An 18998-nucleotide genomic window follows, 5' to 3' on the forward strand; every position below is an offset into this window, starting at 1 on the left:
GACCTCGTGGGGTGTATCGCACTGGATTGCTGATGCACCAGGTTGCAATGCCGGAGAACTCCGAGAACTGTGTCGACACGTCCTATGTCCTCCCAGAAATCTCCCGGTTTTCTCCGCAGCTATGTGCTGCCGGCTCTCTGGCTTTTCGCCCTGCCGCTGTTCGGTGTCTGGTTCTCCGGCCATGCCACGGGCCGCTTCGACACACAGGTCCTCGCGGCCGTCGAACAGCAGATTGGACGCGACACCGCGGTCAGCGAAGCGGACCGTCAGGCGGCGCTCGACTTCTACCGCGCGGTGCCCGCGTCCATGGCCTGCCTGAGCGGTGACCCGGAGCTGGCGAGCTACCGCAACAGCCTGGGAAAGGCGTGCGCGGACCTGAACCAGTTCAATTGGGCGTCCCTGGCATCCTGGGGGCTGTTGGCGCTGGGCCTTGCCTCCACCGTGGTCGCGCTTCTCTGTGGTCTGGCCGCGTTCGCCTCGCGTCCCTTTCAGTTCGGCAGCTTCGTGGTGGGCTGGCTCGTGCTCCGCGTCACCAGTGCGATTCAGGTGCTGGGCCAGGGTGCGCTGCTCGTGTGGCTCTCCTATTGGATGACGGCGCTATGGATGGAGCGCTACTTCCCGAAGCTCATCGGCATCATGGCCGTTCTGGCTGGCGGCGCGGTGTTCCTGGTGGTGGTGGCCATCTTCCGCCGTCCGCCCTCGGACTTCGACGTGGAGGCCGAGGCAATCACCGAGGCTCGCGCCCCGGAGCTGTGGGCTTGCGTGCGGCGCCTCTGCGAGCGGCTCCAGACGGCGCCCCCCGACAACATCCTCGCTGGCATCGACGCCAACTTCTTCGTGACCGAGCACGAGGTGCGCGTGGGTGAGCGCACGCTGACCGGCCGCACGCTCTTCGTGAGCCTGTCACTGCTGCGCCTGCTGGAGCGCTCCGAGGCGGAGGCGGTGCTGGCGCACGAGATGGGGCACTTGCTGGGCGGCGACACGGGGCACAGCAAGCGGCTGGCGCCCAAGCTCGCGCACTTCGGCCATTACCTGCAGCAGCTCTACGACGGTGGCATGACGCGGCCCGTCTTCTATTTCATGATGGCCTACCGCGGCCTGTTCGAGCTGTCGCTGGGCCGCAGCCGGCGCGCCAGCGAACTCGCGGCGGACCGGTTGGCGGCGGGGGTGACGTCGGGGCAGGACATCGCCCGTTCGCTGGTGAAGGTGGGCGCGTACGCGAGCTTCCGTGACCGTGTGGAGGCGAAGCTCTTCGCCCAGGACGAGCAGCACCAGACGGTGGCCATCGCGGACCGGGTGGCACACGGCTTCTCCGCGTATGCCCAGTCGGACGCCGTGCATGATGACCTGCAGGGGGCCGTGACGCCGCATCCCTTCGACTCCCACCCGCCGTTGGCCGCGCGCATGGAGAACGTGGGGGCCCACCTCAAGCCCGAGGACATGGTGCGGTTGCTGCTGGAGCCGGTGACGTCGTCGTGGGCGGACACCGTTCAGGACGCGGACGCCATCGAGGCGCGGCTGTGGGGCGCCTACGAGGCGTGTTTCGCTCAGGCCCATGACCTGTCCCTCGCGTACCGCTACGAGCCCTCCACGGAGGCGGAGCGAGCGCATGTGGAGAAGCACTTCCCGCCGCTCGTGTTCGAGGGCAAGGAGGCGGGCTTCGATGTTCAGATGGACTACGCGCAGGTGCGCTACGGGGAGTGGGAGGCGCCCATCCTGTTCGAGCAGATCGCCTCGGCCACCACCGCGGACCGCATGTTCAAGAAGTACCTGGACCTGGAAGTCCCCGGGGAAGGGCGCTTCAAGAGCCGCCGCTCCATCTGCCTGAGCAAGCTGAGAGAGCCGGACGCCTTGCTGCAGGCTTTCGAGCGCTACCTGTCGCGGCACCGCATCATGAAGGAGCACCGCGCAGGCGCTCAGGCCGCTTGAGGCAGACGTGGGCTGCGCGCGATGGGGCTTCCGTTCGGGGCGCCCCATCGCCTGCGTGCCGGCACGGCGCAGGGGCGATGCCCGATGCGACCGTGCGTCCCGCTTCGCTCGAAGCAGGAAATTCCGCCGGTAATGCTGCGCGTCGCAGGCGGCCCCCGGAGCGGAAGAACACAGTTGTTCCGCTGACTTGCGAGGCCCGCCGATAATCTTCACGGGGTGATGTCGAGACCTCGCGCGTGGCTCCGACATCCCAATGAACGCGCACCCAATGCCGGGGCGCGGAGGCCCAGAGAAGAGAGAGCCACCATGAAGATGAAGTACATGCTGATGATGAACACCCCGGGCGGCGGTCCGTACCAGGTGATGAGCTGGCCGAAGAAGGACCTCCAGGCGCACATCGCGTTCATGGCGGGCTTCGCGACGAAGCTCGGGGAGACGGGGGAGCTGGTGGCGGCCGAGGGGCTGGCGGGGCCGGACCAGGCCAGGCGCGTGCGCGCTGGCGCGGACGGCAAGCCCATCACCGATGGCGTGTTCCCGGAGTCGAAGGAGTTCCTCGCGGGCTACTGGATTATCGAGGTGGACAGCCCGGAGCGGGCCTACGCCATCGCCGCGGAGGCCTCGGCGGCGCCTGGGCTCGGCGGCAAGCCGATGAACATGCCCATCGAGGTCCGCCAGGTGATGAGCGGTCCTCCGCCCGACCTGATGTGATGACGGAGTCGAGGGACATTCGCATCGAGCACCTGTTGCGCGAGCACGCGCCGCGGGTGCTCGGCGCGGTCATCCGGCGGTTTCGGGACTTCGGAGCCTCGGAGGACGCGGTGCAGGAATCGCTGCTCGCGGCGGCCTTGCAGTGGCCTCGCGAGGGCGTGCCGGACGACCCGCGCGCTTGGCTGATTCAGGTCGCCTCGCGGCGAATCACGGACCACGTGCGCGCGGAGACCGCGCGCCGCCACCGTGAGGAGCTGGTGGTCAGCCTGGTGCCGCCGGAGCTCCAACTCGTGATGTGCCTGGATGGCGACGAGCTGGCGGGCCGGGATGACGCGCTCGTGCTGTTGTTCATGTGCTGTCACCCGGCGCTGTCCACGGCGTCGGCCATCGCGCTGACCTTGCGCGCGGTGGGCGGGTTGACGACGGCGGAAATCGCCAAGGCCTTCCTCGTGCCCGAGGCGACCATGGCCCAGCGCATCAGCCGGGCCAAGCAGAGCATCAAGAGCTCCGGGGTGCCGTTCCAGAAGCCCACGCCGGAGGAGAGCGCGCAGCGGCTGGGCGCGGTGCTGCACGTGCTCTACCTCATCTTCAACGAGGGCTACACGGCCACCTCGGGGCCGGAGTTGCATCGCACGGACCTGTCGGGCGAGGCGATTCGGCTGACGCGGATGTTGCACACGCTGCTGCCGGATGACGGCGAGGTGGCGGGGCTGTTGGCGCTGATGCTGCTCACGGACGCGCGGAGGGCGGCGAGGACGGGGCCCGCGGGTGAGCTGATTCCGCTCGACGCGCAGGACCGGAGCCTGTGGGACGCGGGGATGATTGCGGAGGGCATCGCGCTCATCTCCGCGACGCTGTCGAGGGGCTCGGTGGGGATGTACCAGGTGCAGGCGGCCATCGCGGCGGTGCATGACGAGGCGTCGCGCGCGGAGGACACGGACTGGCCGCAGGTGCTGGCGCTCTACGGGGTGCTGATGGGGCTGATGGACAACCCGATGGTGGCGCTCAACCACGCCATCGCGACGGCGATGGTGCACGGGCCGCGGGCCGGGCTGTCGCTGCTGGAGGGGCTGGCCAGGGAGGGCCGGCTGGAGGGGAACCACCGGCTCGACGCGGTGCGGGCGCACCTGCTGGAGCGCGCGGGGAAGACGGGCGCGGCGGTGGTCCACTACCGGAAGGCGGCCGAGCGCACCACGAGCCTGCCCGAGCGCGACTACCTGCTGACCCAGGCCGCGCGGCTGAGCGACGAGATGGCGTAGGCCCCGAGCGCCGCGCGCGACTTCGCCGTGGCCGACGCCGCGCCGAGCTCGCGCAGCTTCTTCACGGCGTTGTCGTTCTTCGGGTTCAGCTCCAGCGACTTCTTGTCGCGGGAGATGGCCTCGTCCTTCCGGCCGGCCGCCGCGTAGCCCTCGCCTGGGCGAGCGAGCCCCGGTCGAGCACGGCGATGCGCACCTGCGCGGTGGGCGACAGAGACCCTACGAGTCTTGCATGAGGTGATTTCCAGGGCCCCCTCCACGCGTGCTTTCACGAGCCGGAGGAACGTCAGACACTCGGGATACATCTGTTCTAGAATCGAGCGTTTACGCCACGCGATGACAACGATATGGCGTATGTCGTTGCAGTCAGCACCCGTGGGTTGGGCGCGCACGGCCCAGGTCCGCGTCGAAGCACCGCCGACATCCGGCCCCTGACGCACCGGGGGCTCTGAATGCACGCGAGGACGTGCGACCTCGTGGTGCGGTTGTCTCGCGAACTCCCCTATGACCTTGAAACTCTCCTGGCTGCGATGCGCCCTGGCCGTCCTCGGCCTCTGGGCATTCGTCCCTGGCTGTAAGAATGGCGAGCCTGATGGAAATACACCGCCGGATGCCGCGGGCGAGCCCGATGCGGGCGGGCCGGATGGGGGCCACGAGCCCACGCCCGATGGCGGACTTCCGGACGGTGGGACTGGCGATGGTGGGACGCAGACGTCAGATGGCGTGGGCTTCATCGGCTACGTGCTGCCCGCGTCGAACGCGGAAGCCGTCCCACGCAACGCGCGCGTCATCGTGGGGTTCGCCGAGGCGCTCGATGTCACCACCGTGAGCGCGGAGGTCCTCACGGTGTCGGAGAACGGCGTCGCGGTGGCGGGAACGGTGACGCATGACCCCGCCACGCGCACGCTGACCTTCACGCCGGGGCGTCCCTTCGCGGCGGATACGTTGGTGACGGTGGGCGTCTCCACGGCGCTGCGCCTGGTGACGGGCAAGTCCCTGCCGGCGCCCTACCAATCGGTCTTCACGGTGGGGCTGGAGGCGGACACGTCGCCGCCGGAGGTGCTGGCCACTCGGCCCCTCAATGGTGAGAGCCGAGTGTCGCCGACCTGGCCGGTGTACACGCTCTCCTTCCGAGAGCCGATGGACCCGCGCACGCTCACCGGTGACACGCTCCGGTTCGAGCAGGTGCTGGGGTCGAACCCCGCGGCGCCGCTCACGGGTGTCATCTCCTACGATGCTCCGAGCCAGTCGGTGTCCTTCCGCGTCAGTCCCCTGCCCGCGCCGGGTGCGCTCGTCACCGGGACACTCTCCACGGGGGCGAAGGACCTGGCGGGCAATGCGCTCACGCAGGCGCACGCGTTCGCGTTCTTTGTGACGGCGTCGAGCGACACCACCGCGCCGCGGGTGCAGGGGACGCTGCCGGCGGCGACGTCGGTGGGGGTGGCCGCGCGCTATGCGCCCATCATCGTCCACTTCAGCGAGCCACTCCGGCCGGAGAGCGTCACGCCGGACCGCGTCTACCTGGAGGAGCTGAACACCGACGGCACGCAGGTGGTCCGCCGGGTTCCGGGCACGCTGCGCTACGACGACGCGAAGCTCCACGCCGCCTTCACGCCGAATGAGCCGCTGAAGTACCAGACGCGCTACCAGGGGCGGGTCCGCGCCGTGGAGGACCTCGCGGGCAACACGCTGTCGCAGTTCGACGGCTTCCACTTCGTCACGGAGCTGGAGCCCTCTCCGCCGGTGGTGCGTGATGCGACGCCGGCTCCGGACGCGCGCTTCGTGCCGCTGGGGAGCCCGCTGCGCGTGAGCTTCGACCGGCCGCTGGACCCGGCCACCGTCAACGCGCGGACGGTGGGCGTCGAGGGCGTCACGGGGCTGGTCAACTACGAGTCCTCCACGAACACGGTGGTGTTCCGGCCCGTGCCGCCCTTCGCGCCCGCCACGAACTACACGGTGACGGTGAAGGACGTGCAGACGCCGCAGGGGGCGGGCCTCGCCTCGCCGCACACGTACACGGTGCGCACGGTGGCTCCCGGAGTGAGGGTGAGCGCGGGGCGTCCCGGTCAGCCGGGGATGCCCGTGTTCGCCACGGGCCCCCGGGGGACGCTGGCCGTGTGGAACGAGGACACGGGGACGGCCATCCAGGTCCGCGCGGCCTTCGACAGCGGCTCGGGCTTCGGGGACTCCGTCCTGGTGGGGGAGGGACGCTCGATGACGCTGGCGCCGCAGGTGTCCGCCTGGGGCGAGCGCTTCGTGGTGGGCTGGTCGGACCGCTCGCTCGCGGGGGGCGCCGTCGCGCTCTTCGATGGGACGGACTTCTCGCCCGTGACGCCCGGCATCAGCGGCCGGCTTTTCGGGGTGGGGAACCATCTCTATGCCCTCAATGGGAAGACCTTCCGGGTCCATGCTGGGACGCAGTGGTCGGAGGTCTTCACGGCGGCGAACCTGGGGTCGCCCGTGTCCCTCCTGCAGAATGGAGACCGGGTGCTGGTGTCGTCGGGGCGGAGCACGACGTTGGAGGTCTCGGTCGTGTTCGACGGGGTGCGGTGGCTGGAGTCCACGGTGTCGTCCTCGGTGGACGCGCAGTACATCCGCGTGGGGGACAGCTTCGGGCGGGCGTGGGTGTCCAACCAGGGGGTGGAGTTCGCGCTCTTCAACCGGGACACGCGCGAGTGGGGGCTGGGGGAACTCATCACGTCCGAGCAGATGACGAGCCTGCGCATCGCCTCGGATGGCAGCACCATCACGGCGGTCCTCGGCGATACGGGCGGTCTTTTCGCGTCGGTGCGCGCGAACGGGGCATGGCAGGCCCCATCGCTGGTGGACAACATGGCGGTTCGCGACATCTGGGCGGTGGTGCCCCACCGAGGCAACTACGTCGCGTTGTGGACCGGCATCAACAGCGCCACGCTGGTGCGTGCCGTCTCGCAGACGGGAGGCTCGTGGAGCTCGACCTCGAAGGTCGTGGTCGCGTCGGGGGTGAGCAGCGTGCTCGACGTGCGGGCGTCGGGGGATGACCTGCTGGTCCTGATGCAGAAGAACCAGCCGTCGTCCACGGCTGAAATCTGGGGCGCGGCGCTCACGTCGCAGGGGGGGCAGCCGAGCGTCCAGCTTCGTGGCAGGGAGGCGACTTCCTCGGTGTTGGTGCCGGTGGGGGCTCGCGTGGGTGCGCTCTTCGTGCAGCCGGGGCGGCTCGTGGTGCGCGGCTATCTGGGAGGCGGCCAGTGGGACTCGGGGCTTGCGCTGGTGACGCCGGCGCTCGTCGGCAGCGTGCGGGACGTGGCCGTCCACTTCGAGTCCGACGGCCATGGGGCCGCCGCGTGGGAGCAGTTCGACGCGGGGGCGTGGAGTCTCTTCCTGGCGGAGTTCGACGGGACGGTGTGGATGGAGCCGGTGCGTGTGGGGCCGGCGGGCACGAAGGTCCGCGTGGCGGTGGACGACAACGGGGTGGTGGTGGCGTATCTCCAGCCGTCCACGCAGACGGACCTGATGGACATCTGGGTGGTGTCCTCCGAGGCGGGGGTGGTGGGGGCGCCGCAACTGTTGGACAGCGTGGCGGCCACGGACCCGGACCTGGCGTTGGTGCATGGCCCCAGCGGCTTCATGGCGGTGTGGGGAGAGTGGGAGATTCGCGGAGCGCGGAGCGTGGATGGGGTGGCGTGGCGGGACCTGGCGACCCTCATCCCGAGGGTGTTCCAGGAGGCGCGTTGGTACAACACGCGGCTGGCCACGGTGGGTGAGTCCTTCGCGCTGTCGGCGCAGCGCAACGAGCTCTACCTGAACATGAGCATCCACACCGCGGGCGTGTGGCAGCCCATCGCGGCCCCGGTCATGCCCAGTGACGTCTACGAGTTCGTCGCGGCGGGCAACTCGGTGATGTTGATGGCGCCCTTCGACGACGAGTTCCGCTACATCTTCCACAACGGCATCGCCTGGTCCGGCCAGAACATCGTCAAGTCGCCGGCGGACGGCCAAGGTGTGCTCGCGGCGTCTCCGAGCGGGTTCCGGATGCACACCGACAAGAGCTGGTGGCGGTGGAGCGGGACGGAGTGGCTGAAAGAGGCGACGGATGTCAGCCGTCCCTATTGGGCGGGCAGCCTGCGCTGTGACGCGAAGGGCTGCGGCCTGGCGACGGGAGCCGCGTTCAATATGCCGGTGAACCTGGCGCTGTCCTACGCGTCGGGCACGCGCTCTTTCTGGACGGGGGCCTCGCCCGCGCAGGGAGACTTCCCCGTCCAGGCGGGGAGTGTGACGTGGGACTTCGTGGCGGACACCTACCGCGTCACGTGGCGCCAGCCCGTGCAGCAGGGTGTGCTCGCGCTGCACGCCAGCACGGCCCTGTGAGGGCCTGAGTCCATGAGGAGGGGGCGGTGGATGTGTTCCCGCTCCGTCCTCGTAGCCCGAAGTCCGGAGCCGGGTGCTTCACCTGGGGGGAGGTGAGGCGGTCCCAAGAGGAAACACGCATCACACCGGGGCGCCTCGCGGGCCCCGGCGTTGACGTGTCACGAGCCCCCGCAGACGCGTCAACGCGCCCCATCGCAAGCGGCCCCATCGTACGCAAAGCCGCAGAATGACTCGAACCACCCGCGAGGCGCAGGTGGCACACGTCCTGCTCTGGTGACGCACTGCCCCCCTACACCAGACCTTCGCATGGTGCGAAGGCATCAACGAGGACGTTTCACATGTGCACTGATTTTCTGGTCGCAACCGAGGGCTCGAGCGCTGTCGTCGTTGGCCGCAGTATGGAGTTCGGCGTCGACCTCGGCTCCAAGTTCCGGTTCCACGCCAAGGGGCATACGGTCCAGTCTCCTGGTTCCCTCACGCACCTGCATGGCCTCAAGTGGACGACGAAGTTCGACTACGTCGGCCTCACCGTCACGCTCTATGGCGTCACCGTCATCGGCGATGCGATGAACTCGGAAGGCCTCTCCGCCGGAGCGCTGTGGATGCCCACGTCCACGTATCCCCAGGCCGCCAAGGACCCGTCCCGGGGACTGGCGCCCGAGCTCTTCGTGGAGTGGGCCGTGGGTAACTTCGCCACCGTGGACGCGGTGAAGGAGGCCCTGGCGAACGGCGACGCCGAGCTGTGGCACAGCGACTGGATGTCGAGCAAGATCCCGCTCCACTTCGCCCTCCACGACGCGAAGGGCAACAGCATGGTCGTCGAGTTCACCGACCGGCAGATGTTCCTGTACGCGTCGACGGGTCATGGCAACTCGCCGCTGGACATGCACAACCCCGTTGCTGTCCTGACCAACCACCCGACCTTTCCGGACCACCTGGAGAACCTCAAGAACTACGCGAGGCTGTCGTCCCGTGGCGCCACGCCCGTGAAGCTGGGAACCGGCACATTCGCGCCTCACGGCTGCGGCAGCGGCCTCTTCGGGATTCCCGGCGACTCCACGCCCCCCTCCCGGTTCGTCCGGGCCGTCTACCTCCGCGAGTTCTCCGAGAAGCCCAAGAACGCGGCGGAGGCCCGCTCCCTGGCGCTGCACCTGCTCAACACCGTCGACATCCCCTACGGCACCAGCCGCGACTTGAACGAGGCCACGGGCAAGGACTCTCTCGACTACACCCAGTGGGTCGTCGTGAAGGACCTCACGAACCGCACGTTCGGCGTCCGGACCTACGACAGCCTGGGGCTGCAGACGCTGGACCTGCGCACGGTCGACTTCAAGAAGGCGGATGGCAAGACGCTCGCCCTCTCCCCGGTGGATTCGCAGCTCGACGCCAACAAGCAGCTGGCGAGCTGAGTCACTGACTCCCCCTCCGTGGCGCGGGGCCGGGCACCTGGCTGCAAACGGGTACCCGGCCCCGCCGCCGCTCAGTGGATGCGAAGCGCGAGCTTGCCCAGGTGGTGACGGCCGCGCTGCACGACGTGCTGCTCATCGCCGTGCTGCTGCGCACGCCCCTGCCTCCCGAGGTGGTGTTCTTCGTCTCCTCGCTCAACCCCTCCGAGGTCGCGCGCGTGGGCATCCTGAGCAGCGTGGACCCGGAGCTCTCCGCGCTGGGGCCCGTGGGCTTCTGGCTGGCCAACTCCCTGGGACCCACCCTGGCGCTGGTCATCGCCGTGGGGTGGCCCGCGCTGCTGGGCGTACTCACCACCTGGCGGGCAGCACGTAACCTTGCGAAGGCGGACCTCGTCGGCTGAATCCCCGCTCCCTCTGGGAGAGGGGCAGGGTGAGGGAAGCGGGCCGAAGCCGTGTCCATCTAAATGGACTCGCGTGGCTCATCCACTGCGCCCCGCCGCCGTGTCGAGCCCGCGAGAAGAGGGGCGTGCACCCCCGCTCTGGCTTCCCTCCAAGCCGTGCATCCGACCTGGGACCTCACTCAGCTTCCCGAAGAGGACTAGGCTCACGCCCCAGCATGGAATCTCGAACCTGGCGCAGAGCGCTGTCCCTGCTGATCGCATTCTGTCGCGCTGCTGCGCTGCTGGTCGTGGCAGGCGTCGTGGCGACAGCAGGGGCGGCTGTTGTCCTCGCCGTCATGGGTTTCTTCACCGGCTTCTGGGGCCCTCTGCGCTACCGGGAACTCAACCAGATTCGGGCTCGCTTCGAGGAGATGCCGGGCGTGACGGTGGTCGACGCCTGGGGGAACGAGGACATCACCTTCGAGGACATCGGCGTGACGGTGGAGCTCGCGGGAAAGGGCCGCATCTCCTTCACGGGGCTGACCCTCGCCTCCTTTGAGCGCGATGGAGACATCTACCTCAACGTCCAGCAGGTAGGACCCCACTTCTTTGCGTATTGCACGGCATCCGTCTCAGAGGACGGCACACTGGAACTCTCGAGTCATGGGGCTCGTCTCTACCTGGGGACGACGGGCGACTTCGGGAGCCACCTTCCTTTCGTGGCGCATCGGGTGCAGGACGTCATCGAAAACGCTGATGCCCTGATCGCGGCACTCGACAGATGGCCGAAATACCCCGACTTCCTCGAGGTCCCCTGCATGACGACCTGGGACGATGGAACCACCAGCGGGTGCATCCGGAGATACGACCGTGATGGAGGCCTCGTCTCGGACCGCGCGGTGACGCGGCTCGCCATCTGGGATGAGCCAGTCGTCCTTCGCGCCTGCGACTCGAGGCCGCGGACGGTCGAAGAACAGCGCGCCGAGGATCGAGCCATTCAGTCGCTCCAGCAGGGCTTTCGCGACCATCCACTTGGTGAGAGCGCTGTACCGGAGAAGCCCGAAGTTCCTGGACGGTGAGTCGGGGGCTCAGGCAGCTGAGTTGCGTTGCTCGGGCGCTGAGCCGTTTTCCGCCCCCGTGCTGCGTTGCCCCACCGGCAGCGAGACAGCGCAGGGCTCGGCGCGAGGCCCCGTCCGCTGCCGTGTTCGCCTGCGTGAGGTGTGGAGGCAGGCTTAAGGGGCTTGGCGTACGTGAAGGGGGCCCCCGGGTGCGGGCAATTCAGGAGCACCTGGGCTTGCCCACGGGATGTGCGAGGCTGGCCCCGGCACGAGGGCCACCCCAGGCCGCGAGGACTCTCTCACGCTTCAACTGGTCCGAAAATCGGGGGGCAGACCACCGCGCGGCACGACGAATGGACGGCTGACGCGTCATCTCGTCTCTGCGAGAGCTCGCTGACGTGTCAACGGCGCGCCGTGAGTCGAATGCGCTCGGGATTCAATTAGTTGAGGCATGGCATGTGGCTTGCTGTTGGCATGTGTCGCATGAGCAAGGAGGGCGCATTGCGCTTCGTGAGTGGAGTGATTGTCGCGGTCAGCCTGTTGGGATGTGGTGGTCCGGAGCTGGAGAGGCAGGACGTCGAAGCGACGGGCCGCATGGACCAGGCGATTGTGGGAGGGGTCGAGGCACGTCCTGGGAGTCATCCGTGGATTGTCAGCCTGCAGCAATACAACAATCACTTCTGCGGTGGTTCTCTCATCAGGGTTGGCAACAAGGAGGAGAGCGATATCGTGGTCACGGCTGCCCATTGCGTCTACGACGGAACATCCAGATTGACTGTCGTCGCTGGGGCTCATGATTTTAATCGCCCGTCGTCCTCGCAGCAGGTTGTCGCCGCGAGAAAGACTGTCTACCATCCAGCGTACGACCCGGATACGACGGCGAACGATGTCGCGGTTGTCGTGCTCGACAAGCCCATCAAGTTCACATCCACGGTACAGCCTGTGTGTCTCCCGGGGGATTCGTTCTCGGTGAGCGGTGCTTCGTGCGGCAAGAGCAGTGTTAACATGCGTCCCAACCTGGTCGCGCAGTCCCCGTTGGCTGAAACGTCGCTCAACCCTGTGGGGCTCTCGTCGGTGGGTGCGGATGTCTCGGATGGCACGATGATGGTGACCGCAGGATGGGGTCATACCAGGGAGGGGGGATACGATACATCCTCCATCTTGATGCAGGTGTGGGTTCCCGCCGTGAACTCGGAGACCCTGAAGACTGCATACAAGAAAGAAGGCATCACCATCGATCCCTATGTGATGCTCGGGGCTGGGTACATGTCAGGGGGGAAGGATAGCTGCCAAGGGGACAGCGGAGGGCCGTTGGTCGCTCAGTCCGGTGGCGGATACGTGCTCTACGGAATCACAAGCTTCGGCGTGGGCTGCGCGAGGCCGGGCTTGCCTGGTGTCTATGCCCGGGTCTCTGAGTTCCGTTCCTGGATCAATACGCAGGTCAGCATCAACAGCCGCTCGCGGTACTGATGATGCGCTGTGGTTGGGCGGTTTCAGGGGGAGACTTGTGTCCCGCGACTGCTCCCATTGTCAGGGGGCGGTGCTCGGCGGGACGTGGGCCTCCACCCAGGCCACGATGTCTCCAATGACCGTCTCCGCGTCGGGTTCGTGCGCGAGGTCGTGGCGCTGGCCCTCGTAGATGATGAGGCGCTTGTCGGCGATCGTGGCCTGCGCCACCAGGGCGCAGCTGCCTTCGATGGAGGTGGTGACGTCCTCGCCCCCGTGCACCACCAGCAGGGGGAGTCTCAGGTCCAGGAGCCTCCCCTTGAGCGCTTCGATGGCGGCGATGAGCGCCTTGGCGGAGCGCGCGGGCAGCTTCTCGTGGGTGATGAGCGGATCCGCGAGGAACCGCTCCTTCTCCGGGCCGTCGTGAAGGAACATCTGGCTGTCCAGGTCCTGCGCGGGCAGCCCGGGGGGAACTGACTTGAAGCCGGAGATGGTCGAAGCGCGGCGCACACATCCTCGCGCATATGAACCGTGGACCGACGAAGAGGAGGCTGCGGTTGGTGCGCTCGTGCGCCGCAAGGTCAACTCGGACGGAATTGCGAAGATTCTGGGCCGGCAGCCCAGCGCCATCGATCGAAAGATGAAGGAGTTGCTCGCTTGAGCCACGGCTTGGATGGGGAGTCAGCCATCTTCGCCACGCCGCACCTGTCACGACGCGGGCGCGGAGAATGAACGAAGACGAGCCGTGCTCGCCAGAAGGCGCGACGGTAAAATGGTGGAACGCGTTCCCGGGGATCGGCCCGTGCACGGAGTGAGACCGGGGTAGGTTCGAGGCAATGAACAAGGGAACCGGTACCCCCGACGTACCTGTTGTCGTCTACCATGACCTCGAGAGCTGGGCGGCGATGCTGTTGCTCGATCTGGTAGCGCTCGTGGCACTCATCGTCGCGCATGTCCTTGACGTGGACATCGCCGAGTTCGGGGTGATGGCATACTGCCTCCTGGGCAGCTCGGCGGTGATCGCGCTGGTGGGCCGCCGGCGCATCGAGATGGGGCCCGCGGGCATCCGGGTGTACCGGCGCGGCAGACTGCGCTTGCAGCGTCCGCTCTCGGCCTTCTCGCGCCTGAAGCCGATGTTCCCTGGGGTGGTGGCCATTGTCTTCGACGATGGTGCATGGACCTGGATTCCCTCGATGGGGCAGGAGGGGACGACGATCGTGGACTTTCTGTCCGCCACGCGCGAGCCGGAGGTCGTCCTCGGTCCGACCCGTGGCTCGAATGTGCTCGAGATGCTTGTGACTGCGTTGCGATTCCCCGCGGGAACGTGTGTCGGCTGTAGCCGCGAGGCCACCACCAGCGTGGAGTTCGAGGCGAGCTCAGGATGGGACTTCGTCGTCGTCTCCTGGGGTGTCGTCCGCACCTTGAGGGCACCAGCCTGTGGGAGTTGCCGGTCGCGGCGCAAAAGGCTTCTCCGGGGGGCGTACATGCTCCCGGTGCTCGCGCTGCTCTACGTCCTGCCCGGTCCGTGGTCCCCAGTGGGGCAGCCGGACCCGATTCGGACCGCAGCCTTCTTCATCGGGGTGCTTTCCTTTTTGGGGCTGCTGCGGTGGGGGGCATCCTGGTGCGACTGGTGGGTCTTCGGGCTCTGGGGCTTCTCCTTGTCGAGAGACACCTCGCGCGTGCGACTGCGCGTGCGTGATGCCGGCTTGCGCCACGACATCGCCCGGCTGGCGCGGTCTCCTGGCACGGGCGTGGCCGCCGTCGGCGTCGAGGGCACGATGTTTGACCTCTGAGCAGGAGGCTTGGCGCCAGCGAAGCTCGTCGCGCCAGACTCGCTTGTCGTTGCGTTTGTCAAACGGCAGAGGTGTATTGACGAAGCCGAGCGCCTATCGCGTCTACCTCATGGGTGCGCGGCGGCACGGAGAGCGGGCGACCCCTGACGCCCGGCCGGGAGCGCTCGCCAAGCGGGCCCATCAAGGCGAGCCCGCGCCGTACATGACGATGATTGCGGACACCGTCCGCGATGCCCAGGCACTGCTCGCCGCCGTGCTGGCGAGTTCCGCCCCACATCGACCCATCGATGGAGGAAATTGCCCCCGCGCGACACATGGCGACGATTCACCAGGACTGGCTGCTGCTGACGGCGAACCAGGATGACTTCGCCCCCGTCTCGGACAGCCGCGCCCGGTTCGATGCCGCGCCGTCCCGCCGCAAGACACACAAGGCCTTCGACAGCGGGCATGTCCTCCCACGAGAGTACCTGGACGAGGCGCGCCGTTGGCTTCACTCGGAACGCCGCGCGCCTGAACCGGAGCGCCTTCGAGCCGTTCCGACATGGAGTGGCCCGCGATTTCACTTCGCGTTTGAGAGCGGCACGCAGGTCACGGGGTGGCCTGCGCCGGGGGCGTCTGGGGCACGACGGAGACCTTGCCCTGCTCCTGCTGAAGGGTGTGCGTGCTGCCGTGCGCGAAGCGCTGGAACTCCTCGAGTGTTTCGGGGGTGTAGGTGATGGCGGGCTGGTCGTCGCCGTGGAAGACCACGCTGTACCGCGCGTCGCGCGCGTTTCGTTCCTTCTCGCCCTTGCCCAAGGCCTTGGCGGGCCGCAGCTCGGCGTCGGTGGGCCAGCGCGCCTCGAGCGTGGTGCCGTTCGCCTTCACGTCCCGGTCGTGCATCCAGCGCCACTCCTTCCAGGTGTACCAGGTCGCCTGGCGCGGCACGCTCCGGTAGCGCGGCTCCTGGCGTGAGCGCTGCTCGTCCACGTAGCGCGGCTCCTTGCGCTTCTTCGTCACGGAGCAGTACCGGGTGGTGCAGCTCCGATCTCCTCCGGTGCAGGTCGTCTTGCAGGTCGCGAAGCCGTTCCTGTTGCTGGTGCACTGCTCGCTGCACTTCTTGGGCGTCGTGGTGCAGTCCTCACCGCAAGCCTCCTTGTCGCGGTAGGTCTCCGTGGTGAAGCCCCGCTGGACGCGCTCCGTGTAGTGGACGGTCGTGTAGCCGGCGAGCACCTGGTCGTCATGGTGGTGGCGCTTGCCCTGCGCCTTCACCAGGAGGGCGCCTTCTGGCCGGTCCTCCTCGAAGCCCTCGTCATCCACCAGGCGGTAGCGCTCCACGCTCACCGTGTGCTCCCAGGAGACCTCCTTGACCTGGAGCGTCCGCGTCCTCTCCGGCGCTGTCGTGGCCGCCGTCGCCGCCGTCGCGGGGGCGGTCCCCTTCTTGCCGGAGGACATCCACATGGGGCAGCAGCAGCCGAAGAACGCGATGATGAAGAGGATGTAGCAGCCCAGGCGCCTGTTGCTCTTCGCCCCCTTCTTCGCGTCTGGCGTGGGGCGCGTGGGCTCGGCGGGAATCGAGCCTTCGACGGCGGACGCGCCGCAGTGCTTGCAGCCGCCGTCCAGGGCCCGCTGGTCGCTCTCGCAATAGGCGCATCGCCAGTTGGGACCGGCGGTGGCCATCCTCAGCAGGGCCTCGTCGGTCACCGTGACGGCGGACGCGGTGTCCTCCGGCATCTCATACTGCTCGCTGCCGTCCTTGGCGTTCTTGCAGCCCTGGCACACCATGTAGCGGCCGAGGTTGCGGTGGCTGCAGCTCGAACAACGCCAGAACATCTCAATGTGCCGCTCAGACATCCTCTGTTTTCCCCCTCGGGTGCGTACCGCGAGCGGTGCGGCCTATAGCACGGAGCGAGCCTGACGGGCGGCACGGGGAAGGCCGTGCCGCTCCCGCGTCGCTCGGAGTGCGTGGGGTGACAGCCAGGGAGAAGAACCGCGTGCAGAGAAGGATTGAGACGAATCGACGCGAGGCAATCGCAACCTGCTCGCGCGGGAAGATGGTTTCAGACTGGATTGAACGGCACGCCTGGGCGTTTGGAGTCTTGAAGAAATTGCCTACACTGCCAGCCCGCTGGCGCTCCGAGGACGTGCGTGGAGCGCCAGCATTCATCCCCATACCCCTGGAGTGTCATGCGTCGCATCATCGCCCTGCTTGCCGCGCTGAACCTGGTTGCATGTGCCCACGGTGGTGGCGCCGCGCCGGAAGCCGCCTCGGCCACGAAGCCCGCGGCGCCAAAGCCCGTCGCCACGCCCGAGGCGAAAGCGGCTGCCTCCGAGGCATCCGGACTGGCCATGAAGGGCGACAACGCGCGCGCCCTTCCCCTGTTCCGAAGCGCTTGGGAAGGCGGGGTGCGCAGCAGGAACCTAAACCACCGCTCGTGATTCTCGATCGCGGTTGGTGAGCGGGCGGGCGCGCTGGGCGACAGGAAGAGGCAGGGGCACATCCCGTTCGGCTCTGTGTGCGCAGAAGACCAGGAATCAGAAAGGCCCCGCCCAGGGACAAAGGTAGGCCCCGTCTTTCGCGGCTGCAGCGCCGCTCCCTCATCCGTTGGGGTGAAAGGAGCGGCTGCCCGCTCACCCTGCGGCGGTGCATGGCGGTGGTGGGAGTGTCGCGCGGCGAATCGTGCAGGCAGGTAGCGCGTGCTCTGGGGTGCGCCACCTCCACAGTCGTCTCTGCGGTCAATCGCTACCGGACGGGACGGCGTAAAGCCCTGGTGGACTGCAGGGCGGCCAATGGCGAGGCGAAGGTGGATGAGCGCTTCCTCGCCATTCTCTCGCGCGTGCTGGCGGGTACTCCCGAAGAGGTGGGCTGGTGCCGCCCGACGTGGACACGGGAGTTGCTCGCGTTGGAGATGGAGCGCCAGGGCCTGGCGCGGGTGTCGGTTGCCACCATGGGCCGTGCGCTTGCCACCCTCGGTGCGAGCCTGAAGGCGGCCAAACCCGTGGTGGGCTGCCCTTGGCCGGGCTGGAAGCGGCGCCGGCGTCTCTTCGAGTTGCGGTGCCTGGAAGCAAGTGCCCGGTCCGACGAGCCGGTCCTCTATGTGGACGAGGTGGACATCCATCTCAATCCGAAGGTGGGACGCGACTGGTGCCTGCCCGGCCAGCGTCGGGTAGTGCTCACTCCAGGCAACAACAAGAAGCGATACCTGGCCGGCGCCCTGGACTCGAAGACGGGCCGCCTCACCTGGGTGGACGGCAAGTCGAAGGCCAGCTCACTCTTCATCCAACTGCTTTGGCGCATCGCCGGTGAGTACCGTGGCGCCCCACGAATCCACCTCATCCTGGACAACGCCTCCATCCACAGCAGCCAGAAGACGAGAAAGGCGCTCGAGCAACTCGGTGGCCGGATTGTCCTCCACTTCCTGCCGCCTTACTGCCCGGACGCCAATCGCATTGAGCGCGTCTGGCTGGACCTCCACGCCAACGTCACTCGCAACCATCGCTGCCGCACCCTCCAGAAGCTCATGCGGCGCGTCCATGCCTACCTACACGCTCGCAACGCCCAGCGCCGTGCCAGTCCTATCCTCCGCAAGGTCCATCTGCGGCGCGCCGCCTGAGCGCGTGCGAGATTCATGATCGGGCGTTTAGCCTACAACGCGGCCTGCGCGGCGTCCTTGCTGACGGAGCGCGAGGAGGCGCTGGTCTGGCTGGAGCGCGCCGTGGAGGAAGGCTTCGATGACGCGAAGCACCTCCAGAAGGACCCTGACCTGAGCAACGTCCGGAGCCTGCCCGGCTACGCGGCGCTGGAGCAGCGAGTCATCGCCGCCGAGGCGAAGCAGTACGAGGCCGCGGACCCTGTGCTGCGGGACGAGTTGCTCAAGCGCATGGAAGAGGACCAGGCGGCGCGCAGTGCCCTCGTCGCCTCGAACTTCCAGGATGAGGCCGCCAAGGCGAAGATGATGGATGTCGATGCGCGCAACACCACCTGGCTCAAGGGCGTCATCGCGAAGCATGGCTGGCCGGGAAGCGCCCTGGTGGGCCGGCGCGGTACCTTCGCCGCGTGGTTGCTGGTGCAGCACGCGGACCAGGATGTGGCCTTCCAGAGCGAGGTCCTTCCGATGCTGGAGAAGGCCGTGGCGCAAGGGGAGGGCTCCGCGAAGGACCTCGCGTACCTCACGGACCGGGTGCTGGTGAATACCGGCAAGCCGCAGCGCTACGCCACCCAGTTGGAGGAGGTGGATGGAAAGATGGTGCCCAAGGCGCTGGAGGCCCCCGAGAAGGTGAACGAGCGGCGCGCCGCCGTGGGGCTCGATACGTTGGAGGAGTACATCGCGGCCTTCGAGCGGATGAAGGCCGCGGCCACCCAGCAGAAGCCCTGAGCCGCGGGGGGCTGATGGCGGCCGCGCCGAGTGGTGCGGCCGCCAGGCGCTGCGCCATTCATCTGCTGCCCTGCAATGCTTCGCGGGCACGAGACGCTTGCGCGCCAGCCCGGCACGAGGGCCGCCCAGGCCGCGTGGTGTTGAGGCTCAAGAGGCGCCAAGAGGTCCAGGCCCCTGCTACGCACCTGAAGGGAGCGCGGTCTGGGCAGGCGTGTACCCCAAGGGGGCTCAAGCGGCCTGTCCACCGGACGGGAGCATCACTCGGGCGGCCCCGCCAGCGGCCCTCCTCGGCCCCTCTGCACCCTCCCTCCCCCTCAACAGGG

15 protein-coding genes are annotated in these 18998 nt (G+C 67.9%); 12 read left to right on the plus strand and 3 right to left on the minus strand.

Annotated features, from left to right (window positions below; translation table 11 throughout):
- Nucleotides 1-84 precede the first annotated feature (84 nt).
- From F8M74_RS27205 to F8M74_RS27215, 3 genes are all read left to right on the plus strand, one after another.
- Nucleotides 85-1929 carry a M48 family metallopeptidase gene (locus F8M74_RS27205; RefSeq protein ID WP_171410310.1) on the plus strand — a complete coding sequence of 615 codons (1845 nt, stop codon included), beginning with the start codon at nt 85-87 and terminating at the stop codon, nt 1927-1929.
- A gap of 306 nt (nt 1930-2235) precedes the next feature.
- On the plus strand, nt 2236-2637 hold the full coding sequence (locus F8M74_RS27210; RefSeq protein ID WP_141256157.1) for a YciI family protein: 402 nt from the start codon (nt 2236-2238) through the stop codon (nt 2635-2637).
- A complete protein-coding gene (locus tag F8M74_RS27215) occupies nt 2637-3896 on the plus strand; it encodes an RNA polymerase sigma factor (protein ID WP_141256158.1) in 1260 nt (419 codons plus the stop codon). The genes F8M74_RS27210 and F8M74_RS27215 overlap by 1 nt, the downstream gene beginning before the upstream one ends.
- On the opposite strand, the gene F8M74_RS27220 is transcribed toward F8M74_RS27215, so the two are convergent.
- Nucleotides 3851-4198 (minus strand): hypothetical protein, encoded by a 348-nt coding sequence (locus F8M74_RS27220; RefSeq protein ID WP_141256159.1) that lies wholly within the window; start codon nt 4196-4198, stop codon nt 3851-3853. The genes F8M74_RS27215 and F8M74_RS27220 overlap by 46 nt on opposite strands.
- A 199-nt stretch (nt 4199-4397) precedes the next feature.
- Here F8M74_RS27220 and F8M74_RS27225 point away from each other — a divergent pair, with 199 nt between their 5' ends.
- The 5 genes from F8M74_RS27225 to F8M74_RS27250 all read left to right on the plus strand — a co-directional run bounded on the left by F8M74_RS27225 (nt 4398) and on the right by F8M74_RS27250 (nt 12554).
- The gene (locus tag F8M74_RS27225) at nt 4398-8240 is read left to right on the plus strand and encodes an Ig-like domain-containing protein (protein ID WP_141607796.1); all 3843 of its coding nucleotides are present in this window, start codon (nt 4398-4400) and stop codon (nt 8238-8240) included.
- Between the two features lie 338 nt (nt 8241-8578).
- Nucleotides 8579-9649, plus strand: a complete 1071-nt coding sequence (locus F8M74_RS27230) for a linear amide C-N hydrolase (protein ID WP_141256161.1) — start codon at nt 8579-8581, stop codon at nt 9647-9649.
- Nucleotides 9650-9723: 74 nt separating this feature from the next.
- Nucleotides 9724-10047 carry a hypothetical protein gene (locus tag F8M74_RS27235; protein ID WP_141256162.1) on the plus strand — a complete coding sequence of 108 codons (324 nt, stop codon included), beginning with the start codon at nt 9724-9726 and terminating at the stop codon, nt 10045-10047.
- Between the two features lie 287 nt (nt 10048-10334).
- On the plus strand, nt 10335-11105 hold the full coding sequence (locus F8M74_RS27240; RefSeq protein WP_141256163.1) for a hypothetical protein: 771 nt from the start codon (nt 10335-10337) through the stop codon (nt 11103-11105).
- 423 nt (nt 11106-11528) lie between these two features.
- Nucleotides 11529-12554, plus strand: coding sequence for a serine protease (locus F8M74_RS27250; protein ID WP_141256164.1), 1026 nt, complete (start codon nt 11529-11531; stop codon nt 12552-12554).
- A 60-nt stretch (nt 12555-12614) separates the two neighbouring features.
- Here F8M74_RS27250 and F8M74_RS38120 read toward each other — a convergent pair whose 3' ends face one another.
- Nucleotides 12615-13040 carry an alpha/beta hydrolase gene (locus F8M74_RS38120; RefSeq protein WP_162295048.1) on the minus strand — a complete coding sequence of 142 codons (426 nt, stop codon included), beginning with the start codon at nt 13038-13040 and terminating at the stop codon, nt 12615-12617.
- A gap of 326 nt (nt 13041-13366) precedes the next feature.
- Between F8M74_RS38120 and F8M74_RS27260 the strand changes: the two genes are divergently transcribed.
- Nucleotides 13367-14323, plus strand: coding sequence for a hypothetical protein (locus F8M74_RS27260; protein WP_141256166.1), 957 nt, complete (start codon nt 13367-13369; stop codon nt 14321-14323).
- A 588-nt stretch (nt 14324-14911) separates the two neighbouring features.
- On the opposite strand, the gene F8M74_RS27270 is transcribed toward F8M74_RS27260, so the two are convergent.
- Entirely contained in the window at nt 14912-16153 is a 1242-nt protein-coding gene (locus F8M74_RS27270) for a hypothetical protein (RefSeq protein WP_141256167.1), read from the minus strand.
- Between the two features lie 333 nt (nt 16154-16486).
- On the opposite strand from F8M74_RS27270, the gene F8M74_RS27275 reads away from it, so the two are divergent.
- From F8M74_RS27275 to F8M74_RS27285, 3 genes are all read left to right on the plus strand, one after another.
- Nucleotides 16487-16738: a hypothetical protein gene (locus tag F8M74_RS27275; protein WP_228560383.1), complete on the plus strand. Its 252-nt coding sequence runs from the start codon at nt 16487-16489 to the stop codon at nt 16736-16738.
- Between the two features lie 209 nt (nt 16739-16947).
- Nucleotides 16948-17913 carry an IS630 family transposase gene (locus F8M74_RS27280; protein WP_141256168.1) on the plus strand — a complete coding sequence of 322 codons (966 nt, stop codon included), beginning with the start codon at nt 16948-16950 and terminating at the stop codon, nt 17911-17913.
- 15 nt (nt 17914-17928) lie between these two features.
- On the plus strand, nt 17929-18675 hold the full coding sequence (locus F8M74_RS27285; RefSeq protein WP_228560381.1) for a DUF6624 domain-containing protein: 747 nt from the start codon (nt 17929-17931) through the stop codon (nt 18673-18675).
- Nucleotides 18676-18998 lie beyond the last annotated feature (323 nt).

The sequence above is a fragment of the Myxococcus sp. CA023 genome (assembly GCF_010998615.1).
Taxonomy (GTDB): domain Bacteria; phylum Myxococcota; class Myxococcia; order Myxococcales; family Myxococcaceae; genus Myxococcus.

Bases quoted from the DNA above. Each gene is read 5' to 3' on its own strand.
- F8M74_RS27205 (WP_171410310.1), top strand. From the start codon at position 85: ATGTCCTCCCAGAAATCTCCCGGTTTTCTCCGCAGCTATGTGCTGCCG.
- F8M74_RS27210 (WP_141256157.1), top strand. From the start codon at position 2,236: ATGAAGATGAAGTACATGCTGATGATGAACACCCCGGGCGGCGGTCCG.
- F8M74_RS27215 (WP_141256158.1), top strand. From the start codon at position 2,637: ATGACGGAGTCGAGGGACATTCGCATCGAGCACCTGTTGCGCGAGCAC.
- F8M74_RS27220 (WP_141256159.1), bottom strand. From the start codon at position 4,198: ATGTATCCCGAGTGTCTGACGTTCCTCCGGCTCGTGAAAGCACGCGTG.
- F8M74_RS27225 (WP_141607796.1), top strand. From the start codon at position 4,398: ATGACCTTGAAACTCTCCTGGCTGCGATGCGCCCTGGCCGTCCTCGGC.
- F8M74_RS27230 (WP_141256161.1), top strand. From the start codon at position 8,579: ATGTGCACTGATTTTCTGGTCGCAACCGAGGGCTCGAGCGCTGTCGTC.
- F8M74_RS27260 (WP_141256166.1), top strand. From the start codon at position 13,367: ATGAACAAGGGAACCGGTACCCCCGACGTACCTGTTGTCGTCTACCAT.
- F8M74_RS27270 (WP_141256167.1), bottom strand. From the start codon at position 16,153: ATGTCTGAGCGGCACATTGAGATGTTCTGGCGTTGTTCGAGCTGCAGC.
- F8M74_RS27275 (WP_228560383.1), top strand. From the start codon at position 16,487: ATGCGTCGCATCATCGCCCTGCTTGCCGCGCTGAACCTGGTTGCATGT.
- F8M74_RS27280 (WP_141256168.1), top strand. From the start codon at position 16,948: ATGGCGGTGGTGGGAGTGTCGCGCGGCGAATCGTGCAGGCAGGTAGCG.
- F8M74_RS27285 (WP_228560381.1), top strand. From the start codon at position 17,929: ATGATCGGGCGTTTAGCCTACAACGCGGCCTGCGCGGCGTCCTTGCTG.